Raw genomic sequence first — 25,237 nt, 5'->3', positions numbered from 1 at the left:
TGCAAAGGTCAAAGCTTTCAGAGCAACTTCTAGAGGGGTAAGAGATGTCAAATTCTTTCTGTTCAGACTTTCTAAAATCTATGCTTAAAGTTTCATGCCCCCAAGAATTCCGCTTGATCCCCTTTATTTTGCTAATCTAAATATAGAGAAAATTTGTTGTTAAACAAAAAAGCCACTCGATTGAGTGGCTTTTGCGGACCGGACGGGACTCGAACCCGCGACCTCCGCCGTGACAGGGCGGCATTCTAACCAGCTGAACTACCGGTCCGTTTTCCCTATTTTCGTTTCTTTGTTTCGTTTCGGGATTGCAAATATAGCGCCTTTATTTAAAATTACAACATTTATTTTAAAACAGTTATAACTCGCTAACTATCTGCCAATTATTTTTAAATAACAGATCCTTCTTTCATCTTTTCTGCATTTTCAGCGAACTGTAATGCATCAATTAATTCCTGAACACCGCCATCCATCACTCCACTTAGGTTATAAAGTGTTAAACCGATACGGTGATCTGTAACCCTTCCTTGCGGATAATTGTAGGTTCTGATCTTTGCTGAACGGTCACCAGTCGATACCATAGTTTTACGTCTGGCAGCGATATCACCATTCTTTTTCTGCAATTCGATATCATATAACTTACTACGAAGCATCTCCATTGCAATAACTCTATTACCTAGCTGAGAACGCTCTTGCTGACAAACAACAACAATCCCAGAAGGCCTGTGCGTTAACTGAACTTTAGTTTCAACCTTATTTACGTTCTGTCCACCTGCACCACCAGATCTTGATGTTTGCAAATCGATATCTGCCGGATTGATGTAAAGGTCGATTTCTTCCGCTTCCGGTAACACAGCAACAGATGCAGCCGATGTATGAACACGTCCTTGAGTTTCTGTATCAGGAACACGTTGAACCCTGTGTACGCCCGACTCATATTTCAATTGACCGTAAACATCCTCACCACTAACTTTCAAGATCACCTCTTTGTATCCACCAGCCGTACCTTCAGTAACATCTACAGTTTCTACTTTCCATCCCTTTTGTTCAAAGAAACGGCTATACATTCTATATAAGTCGCCGGCAAACAAAGCAGCTTCGTCACCACCGGTACCACCTCTAATCTCAAATACAGCGTTCTTTGCATCTTCAGGGTCCACAGGGATAAGCATCAAACGAACTTTCTCTTCTAATTCTTCCTGTTGTACCAGTAGCAAATCAAGTTCTTCTTTAGCCATCTCACGCATTTCAGGATCTTTCTCAGTACTTAAGATCTCCTTGTTTGCATCGATGTTGCTCATCACATTCTTGTAGACTTTATACTCTTCTACAATTTTACCTAAATCTTTATATTCTTTATTTAAAGCCGCAAAACGCTTCATATCCTGCATCGTATCAGGATTACTTAACTGCTCCTCAACATCTTCCCAACGCAGTTTAATTGCTTCTAATTTCTCTAACATATTCTTTTTTTCAGAAACTTTATAATTGTACCGTTAACAACAATAACTCAATCTGTTTATAAACAGCATATTTCATTGTAATAACAGGTTTTTTATTCGGGCAGCAAAAATACGGCTTTTTCAGTTAACTGACACTAAAAAATTATAGGATCAGCACGTTACGTGAAAAATACGCTATTCCTTTTCAAAATATTTAAGGCTCAACACCTCCCCATCAAATACCGCATAGGAGTTAAAATTGAACCACTCGCCCAGGTTCACGTACTGAGCTCCTCCTCCTAAATCCAGATCTAAAGGCAAATGCCTATGACCAAAAACAAAAAAATCGTAATGTTGTTTTACCAGCAATTCTTTAGCGTAAATAGCCAGCCATTCATTCTCAATTCCTTCAAAAACTTCTTCCTTACTACTTGCAGCTCTACTGCTTTTCGACCAGCCGTTTGCTATTCCCATTCCAATTGTGGGCGGAATTAAAGAAAACAACCAACGACACACAGGATTTCTAAAGATTTTTCTCAGCAACTTATATTTTCTGTCACCAGGCCCTAATCCGTCACCATGATGTAAAAAGAATCTCTTGCCATTTCTTTCAATTACAAGCTCATCACTTATAATCTCAATCCCCATTTCCTTCGTGAAATAGTCATTAACCCACATATCATGGTTACCTTTAAAGAAATAGATCTTAATTCCGGCATCAGTCATATTCGCCAGTTTACCTTGCAAACGAATAAAGCCTTTAGGTATAACGGTTCTATATTCAAACCAAAAATCGAAAACATCTCCCATCAGGAAAAGCTCACTACATGTTGGCTCAATGGTATTTAACCAGCGAAGAATGCGATCTTCCCGCTTACGACTTTCAAAAAAATCAGGAGAGCCTAAATGAAAATCAGAGGCAAAATATATGTTCTTATTCATCAATAAAACAAAGATAAGTAAAATATTAGCTCAGTTTGCCTTCATAAGTTCTAGGGAGTATGTAGATTATTTATAAATAGCATCGTTATTAAAACAAAAGTTTGTAAATTCGCACAAATTTTAAACACATGATTTCTACTGATATAGCCATAATTGGCGCCGGACCCGTAGGTTTATTTGCAATTTTTGAAGCAGGACTATTAAAAATGCGCTGCCATTTAATTGATTATTTACCGCAGGTGGGTGGTCAATTATCTGAAATATATCCTAAAAAACCTATATATGACATCCCTGGCTACCCTACAGTATTAGCTCAGGAGCTTATTGACAACCTAATGGAGCAGGGAAAACCTTTCCACCCGGGTTTTACTTTAGGTGAGCGTATTGAAGGTTTAGAAAAACGTGGAGAAGGTGATTTTGTGCTTACTACCAACATGGGTACTATTATAGAATCTAAAGTTGTAGTAATTGCAGGTGGTTTAGGTTGCTTTGAGCCTCGTAAACCGGCTGTTTCAGGATTAGAGCAATTCGAAAACGGAAGAGGTGTTAACTACATGATCCTTGATCCTGAGCAATACCGTGGTCAGAAAATGGTTATCGCAGGTGGTGGTGATTCGGCACTTGACTGGACTATATTCTTAGCTGACATTGTTGATGAATTAACATTAGTACACCGCAGCGAAAGCTTCCGTGGCGCACCTGATTCTGTAAACAAAGTAATGGCATTGGCTGAAAGCGGTCGCATCAACCTTGTTTTAAACAGCAACCTTAATTCAGTTTCTGGAAACGGCAAATTAGAAACCGTAGAGCTTATTCATAATAAGAGCCTTGAAACTACTGCAATATCAACAGATCATTTAATTCCTTTATTCGGCTTAAGTCCTAAATTAGGTCCAATCGAACAATGGAACTTAAACATCAATAAAAGTGCTATTGAAGTTAATACCGACGATTATTCAACAAACATACCAGGCATTTATGCTATTGGTGACATCAATACTTACACTAACAAATTAAAGTTAATCCTTTGTGGATTCCACGAGGCGGCTTTAATGAGCCACAGTGCATACCAATACATGAACCCAGGTGTTAAATACACCATGAAATACACCACTGTAAACGGCGTATCAGAATTTTAAGCATGGAAGAAAATAACATTACCCTACACGTACAAAACCCTGATGGCAGCTTAACTACTCTTGAAGCCCCTGTAGATATGGGATTAAGCTTAATGGAGTACCTTAAAGCATGCGAATATGATATTCTTGCAACTTGTGGCGGAATGGCATTATGTGCCACCTGCTGTGTAGATGTGCTTGAAGGCGAAGAAAAGCTAAATGAAATGACTGATGATGAGTATGCAATGCTTGATACTTTACCGGATGTACTTCCGAACTCAAGACTTGCCTGCCAGCTACAACTAAACCCTGCAATGGATGGTTTAGTTGTAAAACTACATCACGCCGAATAACTACTTCTAGTTTTCGGCTGTTGTTACTGCTGCAATCGTTTTGGTGGGGCTGCCTATAGTTTTATATTCACCCTCACCTTTTAATACCGCCAGCATTTTAGATGAACTATTTAAAAGAGCTTTAGCTGCCTGAAGCTCTTTATCATATTGAAAGGCCTGAATAACCTTCCCTTTCTCGTAATAATAACGACTTACTATCTGTGTTTCTAAAACACGCTTTATTTCTGCCTTGTAAGTTACCAGATCAGTTTTCTTAGCGCCAAGCATCTTATCCTTTAGATCATCAAGATCGGCCTTAACAGCGCCTAATTTATTCTCTTTCTCAGCTTCTGTTCGTAAATCAGATAACAAACGTTCAGTGCGCGAGGTATATGAATAATCTTTACCATCTAATGAGGCTACAAATTGACTATAATCAGCATCAGTTAATTGAAATCCGGCAGCCAGAGCAATAGTTTTATTTTTCTTTTTATAGTCGTTAGCGTAGTCAAAAAACAAGTTTTTACTCATGATAGACATTGTAATAGGGCTTGGTCTATTAGAAGCTACAACCACATCAGGGTAAACCCCGTTTCCATCATAAACGCTTCTGCCAGCACGGGTGCTAAACTTATGAGCCAGTGAATCAGCAAACTTTAATGTTTTCCCATTCGCATCCTTATGAGCATAGTCTAAAGCCTGAATGCATCTTCCCGAAGGAGTAAAATACTTAGCTACTGTAACCTTAACAAGACTATTATAAGGCAAATTAAACGTTTGCTGCACTAATCCTTTACCAAAACTTCTTTGACCAACTATAATGGCCCTATCAAGATCTTGCAATGACCCGGCAACAATTTCGGAAGCCGAAGCCGAAGAACCACCAACCAAAACTACCAGTGGCATTTGCAATAACAAAGGCTCACTAATGGTTTTATAAGTGATAGTCTTTTGAGGATTCCTACCTTTTTGAGTTACCACTAACACATCTTTACTGATAAAGAGGTTAACTATTTTAACCGCCTCTTGTAAAATACCACCCCCATTATACCTTAAATCAAGGATCATACCTTTAGGTTGTTGCTTGCTTAATGCAACTGCGGCATCTTTTACCTCTTGAGCAGAGTTTTCGAGAAATTTATCTAAACGGATATAAGCAATATTATCATCAGTCATGCCTGAATACGGCACATTGGGTTGCTTTATTTCATCACGAACAAGGCTTTTAGTAATTACAGCGCCGTCTCTTATCATCAATATATCAACAGCAGAACCTTTTGGGCCTCTTAACAATTGACTTATCTGATTACGATCTTTTCCTTTTACCTCATTGCCATTTATTTTCACCAATTGATCGCCCGGTTTTACATCCTGCTTATCTGCCGGATACCCTTCAACCACTTCGTTTATGAACAGCTTGCCTTCAATTGAAACTGTACTGGCACCAATACCACCGTATTGTGTGCTCACATATTTCAATTTATAATCTTCTATTTCAGATTCAGGAATGTATTCAGTATAGGGATCAAGATTATCCAACATTGCATCAATGCTATTGCGCATCAAATCAGATGGGTTGGTCTCATCAACATAATTGATATTTATCTCTTTATAAAGAGAAGCAAAGATGTCCAGGTTTTTGGATACCTGAAACAAGTCTTCTTTAAAAGACCAGGTTAAAGTAGCAAAGGCTATAAGAGCAAGTAGGGCAGCTAGTCTGTATTGTTTCATCGTTCACCAATCTGTTTAAAGGTAAACTTACAAATAAAAACAGACCAAAAGAAACCTAAAGTCTGTTTCCGTCTGGATCGGCAAGCGCTTTTTTGATGGTAAATTCAACGTATTCTCTGTCTCTTTTAACCAAACCCATAAGCTGCTCAACAAGCTGATCTTCCTGACCAGGAGTAAATGAAAGATTTACTGAAGCCAAATCGCGATATTTTCTTAAAAATTTAATTTTAACCTTTTGCCAGGTATCAGTAGTAAGAGTAAAACTTGCCATAAATAAATACTTTAGCACAAAAGTATGAAAATAAGAGATAGGTCACTAATAAAAAACACCTTCAAATTCTTTAAAAAGGCAGGCAAATTTTCCCCATACAAATTGACGGCACTCCGGTGCTGCTACCAAAATCGATGGCAGTTCCCATCAATGTCTCATTAGCGAGCACTGCAAACAGAACTGCTTCTTTAGCATCAGGATTTATTTGCAGGTCATCAGTTGTATAAAACTTTGCATTTGGCAACCCATCTTTAAGTTGTTTTACCAATAATGGATTGTGCATGCCACCCCCACTCATATATATACATGGCGATAAGTTATTTCCAAAACACTTGTTAATTGCATTAATAATAACCTGAGAAGAAAAGCGACATAAGGTTGCCATTACATCTCCTTTACTCAGATGAGTGGTGTTTGATCGTTCTTGTGCGGCTTGTAAATATTTAAGGTTAAACAATTCCGGTCCGGTTGTTTTAGGAAATCCTGCAATTAGAAAATCATTCTGCATTAACTCCTTTAAAAGACTATCATTAATAACCCCTGCACTAGAAATTGTGGCATTCTCATCAAAATATAGGCCTTTATAATGATGCTGTACAAATTGATCCATCAATGTATTTCCCGACCCAACATCTGTAGAAAACACCTTTGTGGCATCATTATCTCCGGGCAAATATGTAAAGTTGGCTATCCCGCCTATATTTAGCATTACCCGATCTTCTCCTTTTTCAGAGAACAATAAGTAGTCGCCATACACAGCAAGCGGGGCACCCTCCCCTCCTGCAGCAATGTGCTTTTGCCTGAAATCGCTAATAGTAACAATACCTGTTTTTACTGCGATATGATCCCCATCGCCTATTTGTAACGTGGCATTCGGATAGTTGGGCATTTGATGTAACGAGGCCGGAGCATGAAAAATAGTTTGCCCATGACTTGCAATTACATCTATATCCTCAGGTTTTACACCCCAGGCCTCAATAGCTTGCAGAATCATCTCTGCATGTAATAACCCTATTTTTTCATTCATTAAGCAAACCATTTGCAAATCGGCATCTCTTTTTGAAAAAATAGATTTAACCTCTGCTTTAAAAGCGTTATCGTATGAAATTGTTTTAAAATCCTGAACCTGAACCTTTGTATTGGCACCACTTCCACTAATACGACACAGTGCAATATCTAGCCCATCAAGCGAAGTACCCGACATTAATCCAATTATTAATCTTTCCTGTTTTTCAATTGTCCGAAAAATCCTGGTCCAGTTAGCATTCATAGTTAAAATTTTGCGTCTGCAAGATAACAAATCAAGAGTTTAGATTGCTTTTTCAAATCTGCCAGTACACTGTTAGTTCTCGCTAAATTCGGGCTTTCGTTAAGGTTTGTTCGGAGAAAGTTCGCTAACGGGTACCTTTTTCCGAACAAAGCCCAAAGCAACTACGAAGAAATATGGAGCCAATTAAAAAAATATTTGAAGACAGGTAGCTTTCAAAAACCCCTTAAACTCAACATCTCAATCGATTGTGTAAAATACAATCCACAAAAACAATTAGTTAGCAAATTAAATTTGGCCTTTTTACCAAATTAAAATTCTTGTTATACCCAATAGAGTCCCTATATTTACTGCTCCGTACAAACTTTAAGAACAAAATTAAATGGCAAGATTAAATCTTCTGGAAGAAACGCGTTTTGAAAAATTACCCGTTTCTGTCTTTGAAAACCCTAAAGCCGCTTCACTTAGCGTGGCTAAACGTATCGGGGATCTGATTAAAGAAAAACAAAAGAATAACACTCATGCTGTTTTAGGTTTAGCTACTGGAGCTACACCTATTGCAGTGTATGCAGAATTAGTAAGAATGCATAAAGAAGAGGGTTTGAGCTTTAAAAACGTAATCACGTTTAACCTGGATGAGTATTATCCAATGCAGCCAGATGCTGCTCAAAGCTATGTTTCTTTTATGAATGAGCATTTGTTTGCTCACATCGACATCGACAAAAACAACATTAACATTCCTGATGGGACATTGAGCCTAGAAGAAATCCCTGCTTTTTGCCTTGCCTATGAAAAGAAGATTGGAGATGTAGGTGGATTAGATATTCAGATATTAGGTATCGGACGTACTGGTCACATTGGTTTCAATGAGCCGGGCTCTGCACCAAATTCTGGTACTCGCTTGGTTACTCTTGATGACCTTACCAGACGTGATGCTGCAAGAGATTTTGGTGGTAAATCTTTTGTGCCAACAAAAGCTATTACCATGGGTATTGGTACTATCTTCAAAGCCCGTGAAATTATATTGATGGCATGGAACAGAAAAAAAGCTTCCATCATTAAAAAAGCTGTTGAAGGAGAAATTTCAGGTGAAGTTCCTGCAACTTATCTACAACTTTCTGAGCATGTTGAATTCATTCTGGACAAAGATGCGGCTTCTGAATTAACCCGTTTTGATACGCCTTGGTTAGTAAAAGACTGTGTTTGGGAAGAAAAAATTACAAGAAAAGCAGTAATCTGGTTAGCAAATCATTTAGGTAAGCCTGTTCTTAAACTTACTGAAGATGACTATAACAACAATGGTATGGCTCAGCTTGCTATTGACAGAGGTCCTGTTTATAACATCAACATCGACATCTTTAATAAATTACAACATACGATTACTGGATGGCCAGGTGGTAAACCTAATGCCGACGATTCGCAAAGACCGGAAAGAGCTGAACCTGCTAAAAAGCGTTCAATCATTTTCTCTCCGCACCCTGATGATGACGTAATTTCAATGGGTGGTACTTTCATCCGTTTAGTAGATCAAAAACATGATGTACACGTAGCTTACCAAACTTCTGGTAATACTGCGGTATGGGATGATGATGCACTTCGTTTTGTTGAATTCGGGATTGATTTCTCTGACAAAATGGGCCTTGGTACTGACGAATTAAAAAATCTTTACAGCAACATGCGCACATTTATGGAGAAAAAACAACCAAATCAGGTTGATACTCCAGAGATACAAACTGTAAAAGGCTTAATCAGAAAAGGAGAAGCTATTGCAGGTGCTCGTTATTGCGGTCTTGAAGATGATCATATACATTTTATGGCACTTCCTTTTTACGAAAGTGGAAAGGTTAACAAAAACCCTGTTACCGACCTTGATGTTCAATTAACAATGGACCTTTTACAAAAGGTTAAACCAGAGCAGGTATTTGCAGCAGGCGATTTTGAAGATCCACATGGAACTCACATCGTTTGTTTTAACATCATTTTAGAAGCATTAAAACGCTTAGCAAAAACTGAAAGCTGGGTTAAAGATTGCTGGCTATGGATGTACCGTGGTGCATGGCAGGAATTTGAAACTCATGAAATTGAAATGGCTGTTCCTCTTAGTCCACAAGAAGTGGAAAGAAAGAAATTCGCTATTTTCAAACATCAGTCACAAAAAGACAGAGCCGTTTTCCCAGGTGATGACGCTAGAGAATTCTGGCAAAGAGCTGAGGACAGAAACAGAGAAACTGCTCAGGCTTACGACGATTTAGGATTAGCAAATTACGAGGCTATGGAAGCCTTTGTACGCTATAAATTTTAATTATATTTATAATCGCTATTGTGTTTACGCAATAGCGATTATTTTGTAATTAATCCCTCTTTCATGACTTCCATTTCGGCCACGGCTAATACTCCTGCAAGATTACTATCACTTGATTTCTTTAGAGGCGCCACAGTAGCCGCCATGATACTTGTAAATAATCCCGGAGATTGGGGCAATATCTATGCTCCTCTTGAACATGCTGAATGGAATGGCTGCACGCCTACCGACTTAGTTTTCCCTTTCTTTCTGTTTATAGTTGGCGTTTCAATTGCTTATGCAATGGGAAGCAAAAGAACAGATCCTACAACACATAGCAAGACCATCTTAAAGGCCTTAAAAAGGGCACTTATTCTATTTGGATTAGGTTTGTTTTTATCTCTATTTCCTAAAGTATTTACTGATCCTATTGGGGCCTTTCAACATGTCCGCATCCCAGGAGTACTACAACGGATTGCTGTAGTGTTTTTTATTTCATCTATCATATTTCTTAAAAACTCTGAAAAGAACATATTCAGGATACTAATTACTTTACTTGCCGTTTATTGGGCATTAATGACATTTGTACCTGTTCCGGGTGTAGGCTATGCCAATCTGGAGAAGGAAACCAATTTAGGTGCATGGTTAGACAGAAGTATATTAACCGAGGCTCATCTATGGAAATCCTCTAAAACATGGGATCCGGAGGGCATTCTTAGTGCAGTTCCTGCGATTGCAACGGGGTTATTTGGAATTTTAGTTGGCATCTATCTAAAGCGCAAGGATATTGATGCAGCTTCAAAAGTAGCGTGGTTATTTACCACAGGGTGCACAGCCGTAGTTTTAGGTTTGTTATGGAATTTGCAATTCCCAATTAATAAGGCCCTATGGACAAGCTCTTTTGTTTTGTACACAGGTGGTTTAGCAACTGTAATTCTGGCATTATGCTATTGGGTAATTGATGTTCACCAATACAATCGGTTTACAAAGCCTTTTGTGGTGTACGGGGTAAATGCAATTACAGTATTCTTTCTTTCGGGTTTAATCCCTCGCATACTGGGTATGATTCACGTTAAAGATAGCAACGGCTCTGAAATACCCTTACAATCCTGGCTTTACTCCGGTTTCTCATCCCATTTTTCTCCAATTAATGCATCACTGGCCTGGGCAATTAGCTTCGTACTATTCTGGCTAATAATTCTTTGGGCGATGTATAACAAAAAAATTATTATAAAAGTTTAAATTTAGCGAGATAACTAATATTCATGAAAAGAACCATCAACACTCTTGTATGTGGGCTTGCCGCTGTTGTGGCATTTAACGCTCCTGTACTTGCGCAGAAAAAAACCACTGCTGTAAAGAAAACTGTTTCAGCAGCTGCAAAGAAAACCGACGAAACGCTAATTCCTAATGACCCTAATGTTAAAATCGGGAAGCTAGCGAACGGCTTAACCTATTACATCAGAAAGAATTCTGAACCAAAAAACAGAGCTGAGCTATATTTAGCGAACCGCATTGGCTCATTAATGGAAGATGATGATCAGCAAGGGCTGGCTCACTTTACTGAGCACATGGCTTTTAATGGAACTAAAGACTTCCCTAAAAATGACATCATCAATTACCTTCAAAAAGCAGGAGTTCGCTTTGGAGCTGATCTTAACGCCTATACAGGATTTGAACAAACGGTATATCAATTACCTATCCCAACGGATAGTGCTTTGGTGTTTAAAACCGGATTCAAAATCCTTGCCAACTGGGCAGGAAAAGTGGTTATGGAGGGTGAAGAAATAGACAAAGAACGTGGTGTGATTATAGAAGAAGATCGTCAGCGTGGTAAAAACGCTCAGGAGCGAATGAGTAAGCAATTGCTTCCCCTATTATTAAAGGGCTCACGTTACGAAAACCGCATCCCTATTGGGAAAATTGACATCTTAAAATCGTTTCCTCATGATAGAATCAAAAGCTTTTACAGGGATTGGTACAGACCTAACTTACAAGCTGTAATAGCCGTTGGAGATTTTGATGTGAATGAAGTTGAGCAGTTAATTAAGGCCAATTTCTCTGACCTGACCAACCCTGCAAACCCTCGTCCTCGTTTAAGTTATGATTTACCGGACAACAAAGAACCACTTGTTAAGGTAATTACCGACCCTGAACAACCATATGATGTAGCTATTGTGATGTATAAATTACGTGGAACTCCTACCAAAACCACTGCGGGCTTTAAAAAGAGGCTTATGTACTCGATGGTAAACAGTATGTTGGGGGCAAGATTTGAAGAGATTCTGCAAAAAGAGAACGCGCCATTTATATTTGGACAAAGCTCATTTGGCCCCTATCAAGGTGGTTTGGTTTCGGGTATAAATGCTTTTCAAACTGTAGTTGCTTCGAAATCTGGTGACCAGCTTGAAAAGGCTTTTGCCGGGGCTATTGCTGAAAACGAAAGAATGAGCAAATTCGGTTTTCTTCAATCAGAATTAGATGTTGCCAAGAAAAACATCCTTGCCGGCAATGAAAAACAATATAAAGAAAAAGACAAAACAGCCTCTGCAAGCTTTGTGCAACAGTACCTGAATAATTTCCTTAAAGGAAGTGTGATTCCTTCAATTGACTTTACCTATGCAGAAACCCAGAAAGCAATTGCCAGCATTACGCTTGCTGAAATAAATGCTTTGGTAAAAACACTTACACCGAAAGAGAACCAAATTATCATTGTTCAGGCTCCTGAAAAGGATAAAGCAACTCTTCCAACGGAGGCGCAATTGGTTGCTGTGGTAAAAAATGCAGGCTTAGGAGTAACGGCTTACGTAGACAATTCGTTAAATAAGCCTCTATTGGAGAAAAAACCAACGGCAGGTAAAATTGTAAGTGAAAAGAAGATTGATGCCGTAGGCGTTACCGAATTGACCTTAAGCAATGGAATTAAGGTGCTATTAAAGCCGACTGACTTTAAAAACGATCAGGTTATTTTCAGTTCATTCTCCAAAGGCGGTATATCTCTAGCGGATGACAAAGACCTTGAATCGGCACAGATGGTTAGTTTAATTGCTCAAAGTGGAGTTGGTGAGTTTAATCCGACGCAATTATCAAAGTTACTTGCAGGAAACACAGGTAGAGCGGGTGCTTATGTTGATGATCTTTATCAAGGTTTCAGCGGCAGTTCTTCTCCAAAGGATATTGAAACAGCTTTTCAAATGGTTTATGCTTATGCAACCAATCCAAGAAAAGACGGCGAGATATTTAACAAGAACATCTCTGATTATAAAGTAGTGTTAGGCAATAAAAATGCGAATCCAAATAGTGTTTTTAGTGATACCGTTCAGGCTGTATTATCGTCGTATAATAAGCGTGCAATGCCTACCAACTTAGAGGACCTGGATAAAGTTTCTATTGATAAAGCATTTGATTTTTATAAGGATCGCTTTGCTGATGCAAGTGAGCAAACCTTTGTAATTGTGGGTGCATTTGATATTAATACAATCAAACCATTTATCGAAACATACATTGCCAGCTTACCTGCCTTAAATAAAAAACAAAACTTTGTTGATCGTGGCATTAGAGCTCCTAAAGGAAAAATCAGCAAAACCGTTTACAAAGGTTTGGAAGACAAAGCAGCTGTTGAACTTTACATCCATGGCGATTATACCTTTAACGCGGATAATAATGTACAATTAGATGCCCTAAAAGGTGCTTTAGAAATAAAGATACTAGAACGTTTACGTGAAAAAGAGAGTGGCGTTTATAGTCCACAGGTTGGTTTAAGTATTGAGAAATATCCGGAAGGACATTATTACTTTAACATTTCATTTAGCTGCGCACCTGCAAATGTAGAAAAGCTGATTGCAGCGGCTCTTGATGAAGTAAACAAGATTAAAGCAAGTGGTGCTTCTGCAGATGACCTCACTAAGTTTAAATCTGAAGAGCAACGTCAAATGGAGCTTAACTTGCGTAACAACAATTATTGGTTGGGTTACTTAAGCAGTCGTTTAAAAAATGAAGAGGCCCTAGATCAGTTATTAAGTGAAAAGAAGAGAATGGATGCAGTTACTATTGAAAGTACAAAAGCAGCAGCTCAAAAATACTTAAGTGATGAGAATTATATCCGTTTAGTTTTGTTGCCTCAACAGAAATAGAACGGCTTATTTTAAATTATACTAACGTCATCCTGAATTTATTTCAGGATCTCGCACAAAACAAGATTTTCTTTCTTTTGCGAGATCCTGAAATAAATTCAGGATAATGTTGACGATGATAGAACGATGTTAGTATTCAATATTCTTAATTTGGCGCAAGGGTTTCCCTTGCTTGTATTCCAACTGGCCCACTAGGCTCGCTTTCATTCTTTAGCCTATCTAGCGCGGTAACAAGATAATTGTACCTTTTGCCACTTTCTACATCAGTATCTATGTAGGAGGTATATTCTTCAAAACTTATTTTAAGAATATTTTTGGCGTTCAATATGCCAATCTTCTCCCCTTCTTCAAAACGGTAAATCACGTAACCTGAAGCGGTCTCTCCATCCTCTGCTTTAAACGGCTTTTCCCATTTTAAATGTACTCCATCGTGCATCGCATCTGCGGTAAGTTGTTGCGGTTGGTTAGGCACTATATCATCAAGCCACGGCATTTGAGGTGGAAGCGCCGGATATTTGTAAAAATCGTTCCTTAAGGAATCTCCAAATGCACGAGCTACAGTAGAGAATGATTTGGAACTAAAATATACGCTACCTTGTACACGGTTATTTTTTCTGATATACCTAATCTGGTCAGGCATTTGCTTAGGTAATCGCCATGCCGCTTCCATTTTTTGGTTCATCAGATAAGCAGCTTGTCCTATGTAAAGATGTCTGCCGTATGTATTATTACTCCACCAGTCTACTAATGTTGCAAATGGGGCAACTCTGCGGGTAAAGCTAAAGTATATCTGAGGGTTAATGTAATCTACCCAGCCTTCTTTAACCCACTTTCTTGAATCAGCAAAAAGTTCAGCATAATTAGACAGTCCACTGGTTGCAGAACCCAATGTGTCTTCCGCTTTGTTTCTCCAGATTCCGAATGGACTAACTCCAAATTTTACATACTTTTTATAGTAATGAATGCTATCGTTTAATTGTTTGATAAGTATATCAACGTTGTTTCTTCTCCAATCATTTATATCTGTAAATCCGTTAGCGTATTTACTAAATGTTGCTCCATCATTTATCCGTTGGCCTTCTACTTTATATGGATAAAAGTAATCATCGAAATGAATTCCATCTACATCATATCCCTTTACTACATCAAGGATAACCTGTACGATGTACTCTCTAACCTCTGGTATTCCGGGATCGAATTGTTTCTTGCCGGCATAAGTAAAGAAAAGGTCCGGACGTTTTCTGGTCATATGGCTTTCATGAGTCACCGTATTAGGGCTCATTGTAGCTCGGTAAGGATTAAACCATGCATGAAGCTCGATTCCTCTTGAATGGGCTTCTTTAATTGCAAAAGCTAATGGATCATAGCCAGGGCTTGGTGCAACACCTTGCTTCCCCATGAGCCATTGACTCCAAGGCTCTCTTGGGCTTGCATAAAAGGCATCGGCCGTAGGCCTAACCTGTAACATTATAGCATTTAAACCATTTCTTTTGTGCTGTTCTAAGATGCCAATCAGTTCTTGTTTTTGCTGATCTACACTTAGTCCGGGTTTTGATGGCCAGTCGATATTAGCAACCGTTGCTACCCAAACCCCTCTAAACTCCCTTTTTGGAGCAATTTTTGTAGTGTCTTGCGAAAAAAGAGATATTGGTTGTACTATGATGAGTAATAGTGCATAAAAAGTGAGTTTAAACATCCTTTCTAATTTGTAATAATATAAAATTTAGTTTCATTTGTTGTGCTCAGAATACAGTTCAGTTCCCTAATCCTAGCAAGTAAACGATTTTTTTTAAAGTCTCATACAAATAGAATGTTTTTTTTACCATTTGTTATATTTTTATTTATGTTCGCGCCTCAACCTAATTTAGTTAAGAATTGAAGTAATGTCAGACAAGAGTGATCCAGTAAATAAAGGCGACCGCAATAAAATCTACTTTTTAGTTGTTGTTATAATTGCATTGTTAGGTACCAACGCCTTCCTTTTTATTAAAGACAAAAAGGAAAATGAGCGATTCGCTACTGTTAGCACAGAGAAAGATCGTCTTAGGCTGGAGGTTGAGAAAATCGAGGTTGAACTTGATAAAGTAAACGCCTTAAACCTTACTTTGAGTGAAAAATTACTTAAGGAACAGGAACTTGCCCGCGGAAAGATAGCTGAGCTTAAAGCTGCACTTCAAAAGGGTGTGCTTACACAAACAGAACTTATTGTAGCTCAAAAAGAAGTCCGAGATCTTCGGGAGTTCATGAAAACCTATAACGAGGATGTTCTTCGTTTGAAAAAAGAAAATTCACTTCTTAAAAATGAAAGGGATAGCTTAAAGGCTTCTGCAAATTTCGCCAGTGAAAGAGCCAGTGAACTTGAAAAGAGAAATCGGGAATTAAGGGAAAAAGTAAAGACTGGAGCAGCCTTAAAAGCAGCAAACGTACACATTACAGCCTACAAGGTAAAAAGCAGCGGTAAAAATATTGAGGTAACAAGAGCTAGCTCTGCAAAGAAATTAAGTGTGAAATTTGATATTGCGCCTAATGAACTTGCTCAAAAAGATTACCATAAAATATACCTTAGGGTGTTTGATCCGGCTGGAAATCTAATTGCAAATGAGAACAATATGTTTGAGGCTGATGGGCAAGAGATGCAGTTCAGCTCATCTACTTCAATTTCATACAATGACGACAATACAACTTTTAATATGGATTGGATTAATCCAAATGAGTTTATAAAAGGAGAATACTCCATCATTCTATATGCTGATGGCTATACAATGGGCCGGGCAGAAATAATGTTAAGATAAAGGGAAACTCAAATAAAAGGTAGTCCCTACGTTAGCAAACGATTTAAACCCTACAGTTCCACCTGCATTTTCAACTGCCTGTTTAACAAATGCTAGTCCCAAGCCAGTCCCCGACGACTTAGTCGTAAAATTAGGAACAAAGATCTTATCCTGTAAAGACGCATCAATACCATTCCCATTATCTTCTACTTCTATAAAAACACGTTCCTGATTATTCGAGATGTTTATTTTTATAATACACAAAGTATTGGTGTCAGCTGCTTCAATTGCGTTCTTAAATAGATTATTAAAGGTACGCAACGCCTGATCTTTATCACCAAGTACAACTACATCAGTATCTGTATTGTTAAGGATATAAATCTCGACATTTTGTGTATTCCTAAATACATCTCGCGCCTGTCCGATTATAGGTAATAATTGAAGTTTCTCCAATTTGGTATCCGGCATTTTAGCAAAATTAGAGAACTCAGAAGCAATAGTAGATAGGCTGTCAATTTGCTCAATAAATGACTTACTAAACCTTTCGAATTTCTTTTGAAAATTAGGATCTTTTTCTTTCCATGATTTCTCTAGAAGCTGTACACCCAGTTTTAATGGGGTAAGAGGGTTCTTAATCTCATGGGCAACTTGCTTTGCCATTTCTCGCCAGGCACTCTCCCGTTCAGAGCGAGCAAGCTTAACCGCACTTTCTTCAAGCGCTGCGATCATTTTGTTATATTCCTTTATCAAGGATCCAATCTCATCATGACGCGACCAAACAATAGGCTGATTCTTTTGCCCCAATTTGGTCTTTTTAATGCTATCCTGAATGAATGTTAATGGACTAGTAATTTGATCAGCCAGAAAGACCGCAAGAATCCCTATGGCCACAAAAACAAGCGCATATATATTAATCAGCGTATTTATGAATACCCCAATTCTGGTTTGGTAATCTGCTTCATTTGCATAATAAGGAACTCCTATATATGCCACGGTTTGATTCTGAGCATTTCTGATAGGTGCATATGCCGAAGAGTAGGTAAAATTACCAATCCTTTCGGCGGGATTAATAAAATCTGACCCTTGCAGCTGATTTAAATGGAGAAAGGCCTTTGAACCCATTCGCCTGCTTATGATCCCCAGATCGTATATTTTAGGTATTGAGGTAAATATTAATGCACCATTGGTATCAAATAGGTTTAAATAAGTAGCATTAATATCTGCAAACTGATTAAAGTCGTTAATTGCTTTATCTGTTGGGGCCGGCAAACCTGTTGCGAAAATGAGCTTTTCATAAGATTGCTGAACTTTTCGGACCTTTTCTTTAATGAAATCCTGCTGCTGTCTTCTGTATTCATCCCTGATATAGAAATAAGTTGTCCACCCCACAATTAACAATGTAGCTACTACTGATAAAACAATAGAGAATTGAATCCTTGTTTTATATAGGATCTTATTTGCATTAATCATTAATGAGCGGTTAATATTAAACCAGCCACTCCAGCTTTCGTCAATATTCTTTAACAGCCAGATCAAAGTATATAATGTGATTGAAAACAGGATAAACACAAGGAAAAAGAAAGATAATGTCGCTAATTGTATAATAAATGACACGTCCTCCTTACTGATCACAATTAATTTTGAAGGCGTAGGATAATAAATCAGATGGGAATAATTTAGGCTATCCTTAAAAAAACTGACACTATTGTTTCGTGTTACAAACCCATCACTAGAGAGTTTGTAAGTATACTTTCCTGACTGACCTTCTAACCTTCCGTCCTTATAAAGAGCGATTGAATAGTTACTATAATTATCATCGCTTTTAATAGAGCGATCTATCAAAATTTCTGGTAATTGACCTTTGTAATTGTACGGTTGAGATTTTAACTCGATAACGAGGGTACCAAGTATTTGATTCTGCTCATAAATTGGAATGATCCCAAAATAGTCTTGATATCCGAATGTATCATTTAGTCGGTAAAAATAATTTGACTCAGGCACTTTTACGGAACCAGCTTTTACAAGCTTCTTAAAATAACTAAGCGGAATTGTCTGTAATCCTGTTTCCGATGAGTCCAGGTGATTGTATTCGTATAGGTTATATTCAAATCTAGGCAAGTAACGCTCAATATAATCCGTTTCAATACTTTTCTTTAATTCTATCGGACTACTAAAAACGGGATCCTTAAAATAGCTTAAAACCTCCTTATTTGACAGAATAGTTCTTTCTAAATTCTCTATAGTACTTACAACTGTAAAATCGTCTGAAGAGATTAGTTTCTGCGCGATTGCAAATCTGTTCTCATGCTCCTTTTCATCAATAAATCTTAAGTATTTAATTGATGATATAAAAGCGAGGCAAAAGAACAATAAGGCAAAAACTCGTATTGAAAATCTATTATTCCTGATATAAAAATTCCAGGCCATAATAAAGATAAATAGCGCATATGCTATAAAAAAGATACTAAAGCCCGTCCCCAACTTATAAATAAGACAAGCAAAAAAAGCTGCTAAAAACAATATAGCTCTTTCCCGATTGGTAACATGTAATTGCAGTGTTTGCTGCATAAATATATTTGCAACCAGATAAATATTAAACCAGACAAGGCATAATATAATAATGCTGACCCAACTTATCCCGTCAAGATTTATGATGTTGGTAATATCAAAGTTTATTTTTGAATTGAGGATGAGACCAAGGAATACCTGATCGAATAAAAACGCCAACGCTCCAAAAATAACAAGTAAAATAAAATGGAAAGATAATCCACCTAGTTTACTACGTGTTAGCCATTCAGGAAGCTTGTACTTGTCATTATAGGTAAAAACAAATAGTACTACCCATGTTATTGCTATTACGTTAAGCAAAAAATCTCCGAGTGAAGGGAGAAAAAAGCTTTCCGCGTATATTTTAGGGCTAAAAATAGGCAGATTAAATTGTTTGTTAAACCACCCATACTCTAAGTCAGTAACTCTAATAGTAACAAAGAAAAGCAGGATGAGAACCGTTGCAGGCACTAAATTACCTCTCTTGGCCAGCCAACCACAAAATGAATTAAAAAACAGGCAGAAGCTAAAAAGTCCTATCAGCCATAGCCAAAGTTCTATTGTGCCGTAAATACTTCTTGAATAGGTAGGTTTAAGTTTAACTTCAAAAATGATTGTCCCATCAAGGTTTCTTATTCCCTGTACCTCAGGATCGATAAAAGTGGCCAGAGCAAGGGAATTGTTATCGGACAAGTAACTTGAAAAATCATTCTCAAGATATTGATTTTGAATATTGAATTGGTTTTTAACTTCTATAAGAAATATGAGGGTATAATTACCCGTGGTTTTCTTTATAACCTCAAACCATCCATTGGCAAATTGAGTAAAAGAAGAGCCTTCTTTAACCGTCTCAGGGTCGGCAACGGTTAACCTGTTGTAACTCCAAAACTTGAGTTTATTATCTTGATAGGTAAGGATGTTGATACCCTTATCACGATATTTATTGATGAAATTTAAGCCGTATTGATCATTTAGGTGATACTGCTTGGCCTTTTCAACCTGAGCAGCATCACCTAAAAAATCATAAACAATGCGTTCGTTAACAGCAAGATTCTTTTGAAGTTTACCTGCCTCGTAGGTTAATAATTCCTTTTTTGTTATTGAATGCTTTAGCGATAGTGCCGTAACAATACAGCAAACGCCCAATATCAATAAAAGAAATCTGATTTTACCTCCGATACTCACACTTAAAAGTTATTTTAATAAAGGTATTATTACCGGGCTTAGACTGTAGTTGCTGAACTTGTTGGTATTGCTCTGTTGACCTTCTTTACCAGTCCTTGTAATACATTTCCCGGGCCAACTTCAACAAATTCAGTTGCGCCATCAGCAATCATACGCTCTATAGTCTGTGTCCACTTCACCGCACCCGTTAATTGGGTAATTAAATTTGTTTTAATTTTTTGAGGATCAGTATTTGGAGAAGGATCTACATTCTGATAAATAGGACACACTGGAGGCAATATGGTTACATTCTCAATAGCTTCCTGTAGCTCTATTCTTGCCGGCTCCATTAATGGAGAGTGGAATGCACCACCTACATTAAGTTTTAATGCGCGTTTTGCACCCGCTTCTGTTAGTTTCTGGCATGCAATATCAACTCCTTCTATACTTCCTGATATAACAATCTGACCAGGGCAGTTATAGTTAGCAGCTACTACTACCTCATCAATACCATTACAAATATTTTCAACTACTTCATCAGCTAAACCAAGTATTGCAGCCATAGTTGACGGTTGAAGCTCACATGCTTTTTGCATTGCATTTGCACGGGCAATAACTAATTTCAAACCATCCTCAAAAGACAATGCTGATGCTGCAACAAGTGCTGAAAACTCTCCCAGTGAGTGTCCTGCAACCATCTCAGGTTTAAATTCTTCTCCCAAGGTTTTTGCTAAAATAACAGAATGCAAAAATATTGCAGGTTGCGTTACCTTAGTTTCCTTAAGTTCTTCATCTGTGCCGGAGAACATGATATCACTGATACGGAATCCTATAATTTCGTTTGCTCTTTCGAACAAGGCTTTGGCCTGCTCATTTTCGTATAGTTCTTTTCCCATACCCGAAAATTGGGCACCTTGACCCGGAAATACATATGCTTTCATAAATGTTTTTAGTCTTTTTTAATGTAAGTTGGCTGTTATTAATCTCAAAAATTCGGCCCTTGTTTTATCTTTTGCGAATTCTCCTGTAAATGCGGATGTCGTAGTAACTGAGTTTTGTTTTTGAATCCCTCGCATTGCCATGCATAAATGTTTACACTCTATAACAACAGCAACACCTGCCGGCTGAAGGGTTTCCTGAATACAATCTCTGATCTCGTTAGTTAAACGCTCCTGAACCTGTAATCTTCTGGCAAAAGCATCAACAATACGTGGTATTTTACTTAAGCCAACAATATGTCCATTAGGAATGTACGCAACGTGTGCTTTCCCAAAAAACGGAAGCATATGGTGCTCGCACATAGAAAAGACTTCTATGTCTTTAACCACAACCATTTGGCTATAGTCTTCTTTAAACATAGCTCCTTTTAATATCTCTGCAGGATTGAGATCGTAGCCATGTGTTAAATATTGTAAAGCTTTAGCCACACGCTCAGGAGTTTTAACCAATCCTTCACGCTCTGGGTTCTCTCCTAACTGCCCTAGTATATCTTTATAATGATTAGCTACAGAGGCAATTTTCGCTTCGTTATAACGGTCAATCTTTATGTACCCGTCCTCTGTCTCATCTAAATGATCTGTATGATTCATATCTGTGATTATTAGCCGAAATACTCTACAAAGTTATTCTCGGTTTCGTAAATTTTTATACAGTGCAGTTGCGCTCCCGATTCAGCTATAAGCGTATATAGTTCTTCCCATATTGCTATCGCCAAATTTTCTGTTGAGGCAAGCTTACCTTTCATGAAATCAACATCCAGGTTCAAGTTCCTGTGATCAATTTTATCAACTACATGGATGTTTGTAATGTCCTTTAACCATTTTAAGTCTACCAAAAATCCAGTTTCAGGATTAATCTCTCCCTTAACAGTTACATACAGCTGGTAATTATGTCCATGCCAGTTTGGATTAGCACATTTTCCATAAACTTCCGTATTTTTATCTTCAGTCCAGTCTGGCCTTGAAAGTTTATGAGCTGCGTTAAATGATGCTTTTCTTGTGATATATATCATTATAGAAGGTTATTGTTTGTAATTAACAAACAAATATACGCAGAAAGCTTAAAGTAGAAAGGTTTAACACTAACTTAGATGTTTATGAAGATTCTGCTAGTGGCCGCTACAAGGCCTGAAATCAATTTATTAAGCGAGCATTTTAAGCTTCCTGAGAAAGATTTTATGCAAACTCCTGAATTTGACATTCTAATTACGGGTGTGGGTATGACAGCAACGGCATTTGCTCTAGGTCAACATCTATCGGCAAAATATAATCTCGTTTTAAATCTGGGAATCGCCGGCTGCTTTGACCGTTCAATCCCCTTGGGTTCTGTTTTAAATATAACTGAAGATGAATTTGCAGAGCTTGGCGCTGAAAACAAAGAAGATTTCATCACTATTGATGAACTTGGCTTTGGTAAAAGTAACTACACTGCGTACAATAATCTGCTTAGCGAGTCCGTAACAAAACTAAAAAAGGTTAAAGGAATAACGGTTAATTGTGTACATGGAAATGAAACAAGTATTTCAGCTATTGCAGCTCGCCTAAACCCCATTACTGAGAGCATGGAAGGGGCCGCAGTATTATACAGTTGCGAAAAAGCAAGTATTCCATGTCTGCAAATCCGCAGCATCTCCAATTATGTTGAACCTAGAAATAGAGCTGCCTGGGATATAGGTCTCGCCATAAAAAACCTAAATGAGTGGACAATTGGATTTTTGACAAACACATAACTATTCAGCTTTTCATACTACTTATCTTTATGCCATGAAACTTAGTCTTGGCTTTTCTCCCTGTCCAAATGATACCTTTATCTTTGACGCGCTTATACATCATAAAATTGATACTGAAGGTTTAGATTTTGAAGTGTTTTTTGATGATGTTGAAACGTTAAATCAAAAGGCATTGAGAGGAGAATTAGACATTACTAAGCTTAGTTTTCATGCTTTTGCTCATGTGCATAAACAATATGCATTATTAGATGCAGGAAGCGCCCTGGGTTTTGGCGTAGGCCCCTTGCTCATCTGTAAAAATGAGCGTTTCATTCATAACCCCGTGGAATTAACTCCAGATCTTAAAGTTGGTATCCCGGGCAAGTACACTACAGCAAATTTTCTATTGGGTATTGCCTTTCCCCAATTAGTAGATAAACAGGAAATCATTTTCTCTGAAATCGAGTCTGCTTTACTAAATGACAAAATCGATGTCGGCCTCATTATTCATGAGAATCGTTTCACTTATTCAGAAAAAGGACTCCATAAAATTGTTGATCTTGGAAGCTACTGGGAACAACTAACGGGTTGTGCCATACCTTTAGGAGGAATCGTAATCAATAGAAATCTTGATAGAGAAGTTCAGGAAAAAGTAAATAGATTAATTCGAAAATCAGTTGAATTTGCATTTGCGAACCCAAAATCTGGTATTGATTTTATTAAACAACATGCACAGGAAATGAGTGAGGAAGTGATGTACAAACACATTGAATTATATGTAAATAAATACTCTATTGACCTTGGCACTGAAGGCAGGAAAGCCATAGATGTATTATTTAAACTCGCTGTTGAAAGAGGATTAATTGAGACAATTGAGCATAATTTGTATTTAACCCCACATAAAGTCTCTTAATTACAAGGCCCGTCAGGAATCTCTTTAGTTATTTTAAGGACTTTTGTAACCACCATAGTTGAGTCAAAATCTGCAGAGACAATTAGGCTGTCAGATTTAATTAAATGGCACTCTACTTCGATATAAACCGGTTCATAAGGCTTTTCAAAATTGAAGTTACTGTAAGCAAGCTCCAATGTTTTTGCACTATCTGCAACCCAATACTCTCTACCCTCATCACAATCGGTAAAAGATTTTATTTCTGGCCCATAGCTATACAATCCCTTTACTACTCTTGTAGTTCCAGCTGTCTCTTCTACATCTTTCCTATTACAGGCCAAAATTACCCCTGTAAACAACACTAATAAAACTACTGAATTCTTGAATAGATTCATATGATTAGAGATCTTGATTTAAATGGTTTATCTTCTTAACACTTAGGTTAGATGACAAAGCTGATGCCACAAAAGAAAACACACTTACAGTTAAAAATACCAACACAAAATCTTTCCATTTAAAGGCGACAGGATATGCATTGGTAATCACCAAATTATCCTGTGACATTTTAACAAGTCCAACTTTTTGTTGTAATAAACAGAAGAGAAATCCGACAACCAAACCAACAATGCAGCCTGTCATGGTGATCATCATTCCTTCAAATAGAAATATTCGCTTAATTAATTTCTTACCCGCACCTAAGCTGCTCAATACTGCAATATCTTTTAACTTATCAATAACCAACATGGTTAAAGAGCCAATTATATTAAAGATAGCGATAATTAAAATAAAAGTAAGAATAATATAAACGGCCCATTTTTCGCTACCCAGGATATTATAAAGCACTTTATTTTGCTGTATCCTATCTTTTACTTCAAAATCTTTTCCAAGACTTTTTTCTACATCTGACTTAAATGCATCTGCGTTAATTCCGGGCTTTAAGTTTATCTCAATGGAGGTGATTTTTTCTGGTTCACCTAATAGCTCTCTTGCAAATTTTAAGGGAACAATGGCAATATTATCAAAATCCTGTTGCACCTCAAAAACCCCTGATACAGGAATTGATAATACCGTAAAATCATCCGCAGGATTAATGGAACTGGTTTTATTCCCTTTTTTGGGGGAGAATATTTGAAGTGGATTAAATGGATCTGTTGTATTCACCATCAGGTAAGTTTGAATTGCAGATCCTATTACAGCATAATTACCACTACTGTTTTCAAGTAAAAACTTGCCTTCGATGGTAATACTATCCAAGCTTTTATTTTTCAGGTAGTCTGCACTAACACCCTTTATTAAACCTACAGATTGCTTATCATTATATCTTAGCAAAGCATTTTCAGAAAGCACCTCACTGTAAGAGTAAATGCTCTTATTCTTCTTTAATTGGTTGAAATAGGCTGTATTTGGCTCAAATGTTTTACCATGAACAGGCGAAATAACTACTTGCGGAGTTATTGTATTAAACATTTTCAACACGACTTCCTCAAAGCCATTAAAGACCGACAATATGATAATCAATGCCGCACTCCCTACAAAAACACCAACCACTGAAATTGTGGAAATGATGTTTATAGCATTGGTAGACTTTTTCGCAAAAAGATACCTGCGAGCTATGTAGAAGGGTGTATTCAATTATTTATTA

Annotated in this window: 20 protein-coding genes and 1 tRNA gene; 8 read left to right on the top strand and 13 right to left on the bottom strand. The window is 37.5% G+C overall.

All coding sequences use genetic code 11. The features are described 5' to 3' along the window. Nucleotides 1-194: 194 nt before the first annotated feature. From HQN83_RS23420 to HQN83_RS23410, 3 genes are all read right to left on the bottom strand, one after another. Nucleotides 195-268: transfer RNA gene (locus HQN83_RS23420), tRNA-Asp, on the bottom strand. 118 nt (nt 269-386) lie between these two features. Next, nucleotides 387-1,460: a peptide chain release factor 1 gene (prfA, locus tag HQN83_RS23415; RefSeq protein WP_048908307.1), complete on the bottom strand. Its 1,074-nt coding sequence runs from the start codon at nt 1,458-1,460 to the stop codon at nt 387-389. A 174-nt stretch (nt 1,461-1,634) separates the two neighbouring features. Next, nucleotides 1,635-2,381, bottom strand: coding sequence for a UDP-2,3-diacylglucosamine diphosphatase (locus HQN83_RS23410; protein ID WP_173093898.1), 747 nt, complete (start codon nt 2,379-2,381; stop codon nt 1,635-1,637). A 128-nt stretch (nt 2,382-2,509) separates the two neighbouring features. Between HQN83_RS23410 and HQN83_RS23405 the strand changes: the two genes are divergently transcribed. Both HQN83_RS23405 and HQN83_RS23400 read left to right on the top strand, forming a co-directional pair. Next, a complete protein-coding gene (locus HQN83_RS23405) occupies nt 2,510-3,520 on the top strand; it encodes an NAD(P)/FAD-dependent oxidoreductase (RefSeq protein ID WP_173093897.1) in 1,011 nt (336 codons plus the stop codon). A 2-nt stretch (nt 3,521-3,522) separates the two neighbouring features. Further along, complete coding sequence (locus tag HQN83_RS23400; RefSeq protein ID WP_173093896.1) at nt 3,523-3,852, top strand: 2Fe-2S iron-sulfur cluster-binding protein; 330 nt, start codon at nt 3,523-3,525, stop codon at nt 3,850-3,852. 6 nt (nt 3,853-3,858) lie between these two features. Here HQN83_RS23400 and HQN83_RS23395 read toward each other — a convergent pair whose 3' ends face one another. The 3 genes from HQN83_RS23395 to HQN83_RS23385 form a co-directional block, all read right to left on the bottom strand. Continuing rightward, nucleotides 3,859-5,562: a S41 family peptidase gene (locus HQN83_RS23395; protein WP_173093895.1), complete on the bottom strand. Its 1,704-nt coding sequence runs from the start codon at nt 5,560-5,562 to the stop codon at nt 3,859-3,861. Nucleotides 5,563-5,617: 55 nt separating this feature from the next. Next, a complete protein-coding gene (locus HQN83_RS23390) occupies nt 5,618-5,833 on the bottom strand; it encodes a hypothetical protein (RefSeq protein WP_173093894.1) in 216 nt (71 codons plus the stop codon). Nucleotides 5,834-5,903: 70 nt separating this feature from the next. After that, a complete protein-coding gene (locus HQN83_RS23385; RefSeq protein WP_173093893.1) occupies nt 5,904-7,103 on the bottom strand; it encodes an anhydro-N-acetylmuramic acid kinase in 1,200 nt (399 codons plus the stop codon). Between the two features lie 379 nt (nt 7,104-7,482). On the opposite strand from HQN83_RS23385, the gene nagB reads away from it, so the two are divergent. The 3 genes from nagB to HQN83_RS23370 all read left to right on the top strand — a co-directional run bounded on the left by nagB (nt 7,483) and on the right by HQN83_RS23370 (nt 13,514). Beyond that, a complete protein-coding gene (gene nagB, locus HQN83_RS23380; RefSeq protein ID WP_173093891.1) occupies nt 7,483-9,402 on the top strand; it encodes a glucosamine-6-phosphate deaminase in 1,920 nt (639 codons plus the stop codon). Nucleotides 9,403-9,465: 63 nt separating this feature from the next. After that, nucleotides 9,466-10,623, top strand: coding sequence for an acyltransferase family protein (locus HQN83_RS23375; RefSeq protein WP_173093889.1), 1,158 nt, complete (start codon nt 9,466-9,468; stop codon nt 10,621-10,623). A gap of 23 nt (nt 10,624-10,646) precedes the next feature. Then, complete coding sequence (locus tag HQN83_RS23370) at nt 10,647-13,514, top strand: M16 family metallopeptidase (RefSeq protein ID WP_173093887.1); 2,868 nt, start codon at nt 10,647-10,649, stop codon at nt 13,512-13,514. Between the two features lie 145 nt (nt 13,515-13,659). On the opposite strand, the gene HQN83_RS23365 is transcribed toward HQN83_RS23370, so the two are convergent. Further along, a complete protein-coding gene (locus HQN83_RS23365; protein ID WP_173093885.1) occupies nt 13,660-15,210 on the bottom strand; it encodes a glycoside hydrolase family 10 protein in 1,551 nt (516 codons plus the stop codon). Nucleotides 15,211-15,397: 187 nt separating this feature from the next. On the opposite strand from HQN83_RS23365, the gene HQN83_RS23360 reads away from it, so the two are divergent. Then, nucleotides 15,398-16,306, top strand: coding sequence for a hypothetical protein (locus HQN83_RS23360; protein WP_173093883.1), 909 nt, complete (start codon nt 15,398-15,400; stop codon nt 16,304-16,306). Here HQN83_RS23360 and HQN83_RS23355 read toward each other — a convergent pair. From HQN83_RS23355 to HQN83_RS23340, 4 genes are read right to left on the bottom strand one after another with little or no spacing between them, the layout of a single operon-like run. Then, entirely contained in the window at nt 16,298-20,017 is a 3,720-nt protein-coding gene (locus HQN83_RS23355) for a sensor histidine kinase (RefSeq protein ID WP_317172534.1), read from the bottom strand. The genes HQN83_RS23360 and HQN83_RS23355 overlap by 9 nt on opposite strands. A 38-nt stretch (nt 20,018-20,055) precedes the next feature. Further along, nucleotides 20,056-20,937, bottom strand: a complete 882-nt coding sequence (fabD, locus tag HQN83_RS23350; RefSeq protein ID WP_173093881.1) for an ACP S-malonyltransferase — start codon at nt 20,935-20,937, stop codon at nt 20,056-20,058. An 18-nt stretch (nt 20,938-20,955) separates the two neighbouring features. Further along, nucleotides 20,956-21,585, bottom strand: a complete 630-nt coding sequence (gene folE / locus HQN83_RS23345) for a GTP cyclohydrolase I FolE (protein WP_173093879.1) — start codon at nt 21,583-21,585, stop codon at nt 20,956-20,958. Nucleotides 21,586-21,596: 11 nt separating this feature from the next. After that, the gene (locus tag HQN83_RS23340; RefSeq protein WP_173093877.1) at nt 21,597-22,007 is read right to left on the bottom strand and encodes a 6-pyruvoyl trahydropterin synthase family protein; all 411 of its coding nucleotides are present in this window, start codon (nt 22,005-22,007) and stop codon (nt 21,597-21,599) included. Between the two features lie 84 nt (nt 22,008-22,091). Between HQN83_RS23340 and mqnB the strand changes: the two genes are divergently transcribed. Next, nucleotides 22,092-22,724 carry a futalosine hydrolase gene (gene mqnB / locus HQN83_RS23335; protein WP_173093875.1) on the top strand — a complete coding sequence of 211 codons (633 nt, stop codon included), beginning with the start codon at nt 22,092-22,094 and terminating at the stop codon, nt 22,722-22,724. Between the two features lie 34 nt (nt 22,725-22,758). Next, nucleotides 22,759-23,616 carry a menaquinone biosynthesis family protein gene (locus tag HQN83_RS23330; RefSeq protein ID WP_173093873.1) on the top strand — a complete coding sequence of 286 codons (858 nt, stop codon included), beginning with the start codon at nt 22,759-22,761 and terminating at the stop codon, nt 23,614-23,616. Here the strand turns inward: HQN83_RS23330 and HQN83_RS23325 are convergent. Then, nucleotides 23,613-23,990 (bottom strand): hypothetical protein, encoded by a 378-nt coding sequence (locus HQN83_RS23325; RefSeq protein WP_173093871.1) that lies wholly within the window; start codon nt 23,988-23,990, stop codon nt 23,613-23,615. The genes HQN83_RS23330 and HQN83_RS23325 overlap by 4 nt on opposite strands. Before the next feature lie 4 nt (nt 23,991-23,994). Beyond that, nucleotides 23,995-25,227, bottom strand: a complete 1,233-nt coding sequence (locus tag HQN83_RS23320; protein ID WP_173093869.1) for an ABC transporter permease — start codon at nt 25,225-25,227, stop codon at nt 23,995-23,997. Nucleotides 25,228-25,237: the final 10 nt, after the last annotated feature.

Origin of the sequence: Pedobacter foliorum (assembly GCF_013266735.1) — a bacterium.
Lineage (GTDB): Bacteria > Bacteroidota > Bacteroidia > Sphingobacteriales > Sphingobacteriaceae > Pedobacter > Pedobacter foliorum.
The sequence above is the reverse complement of the archived record's forward strand: the minus strand, read 5'-3'. Positions and strand labels throughout refer to the sequence as shown.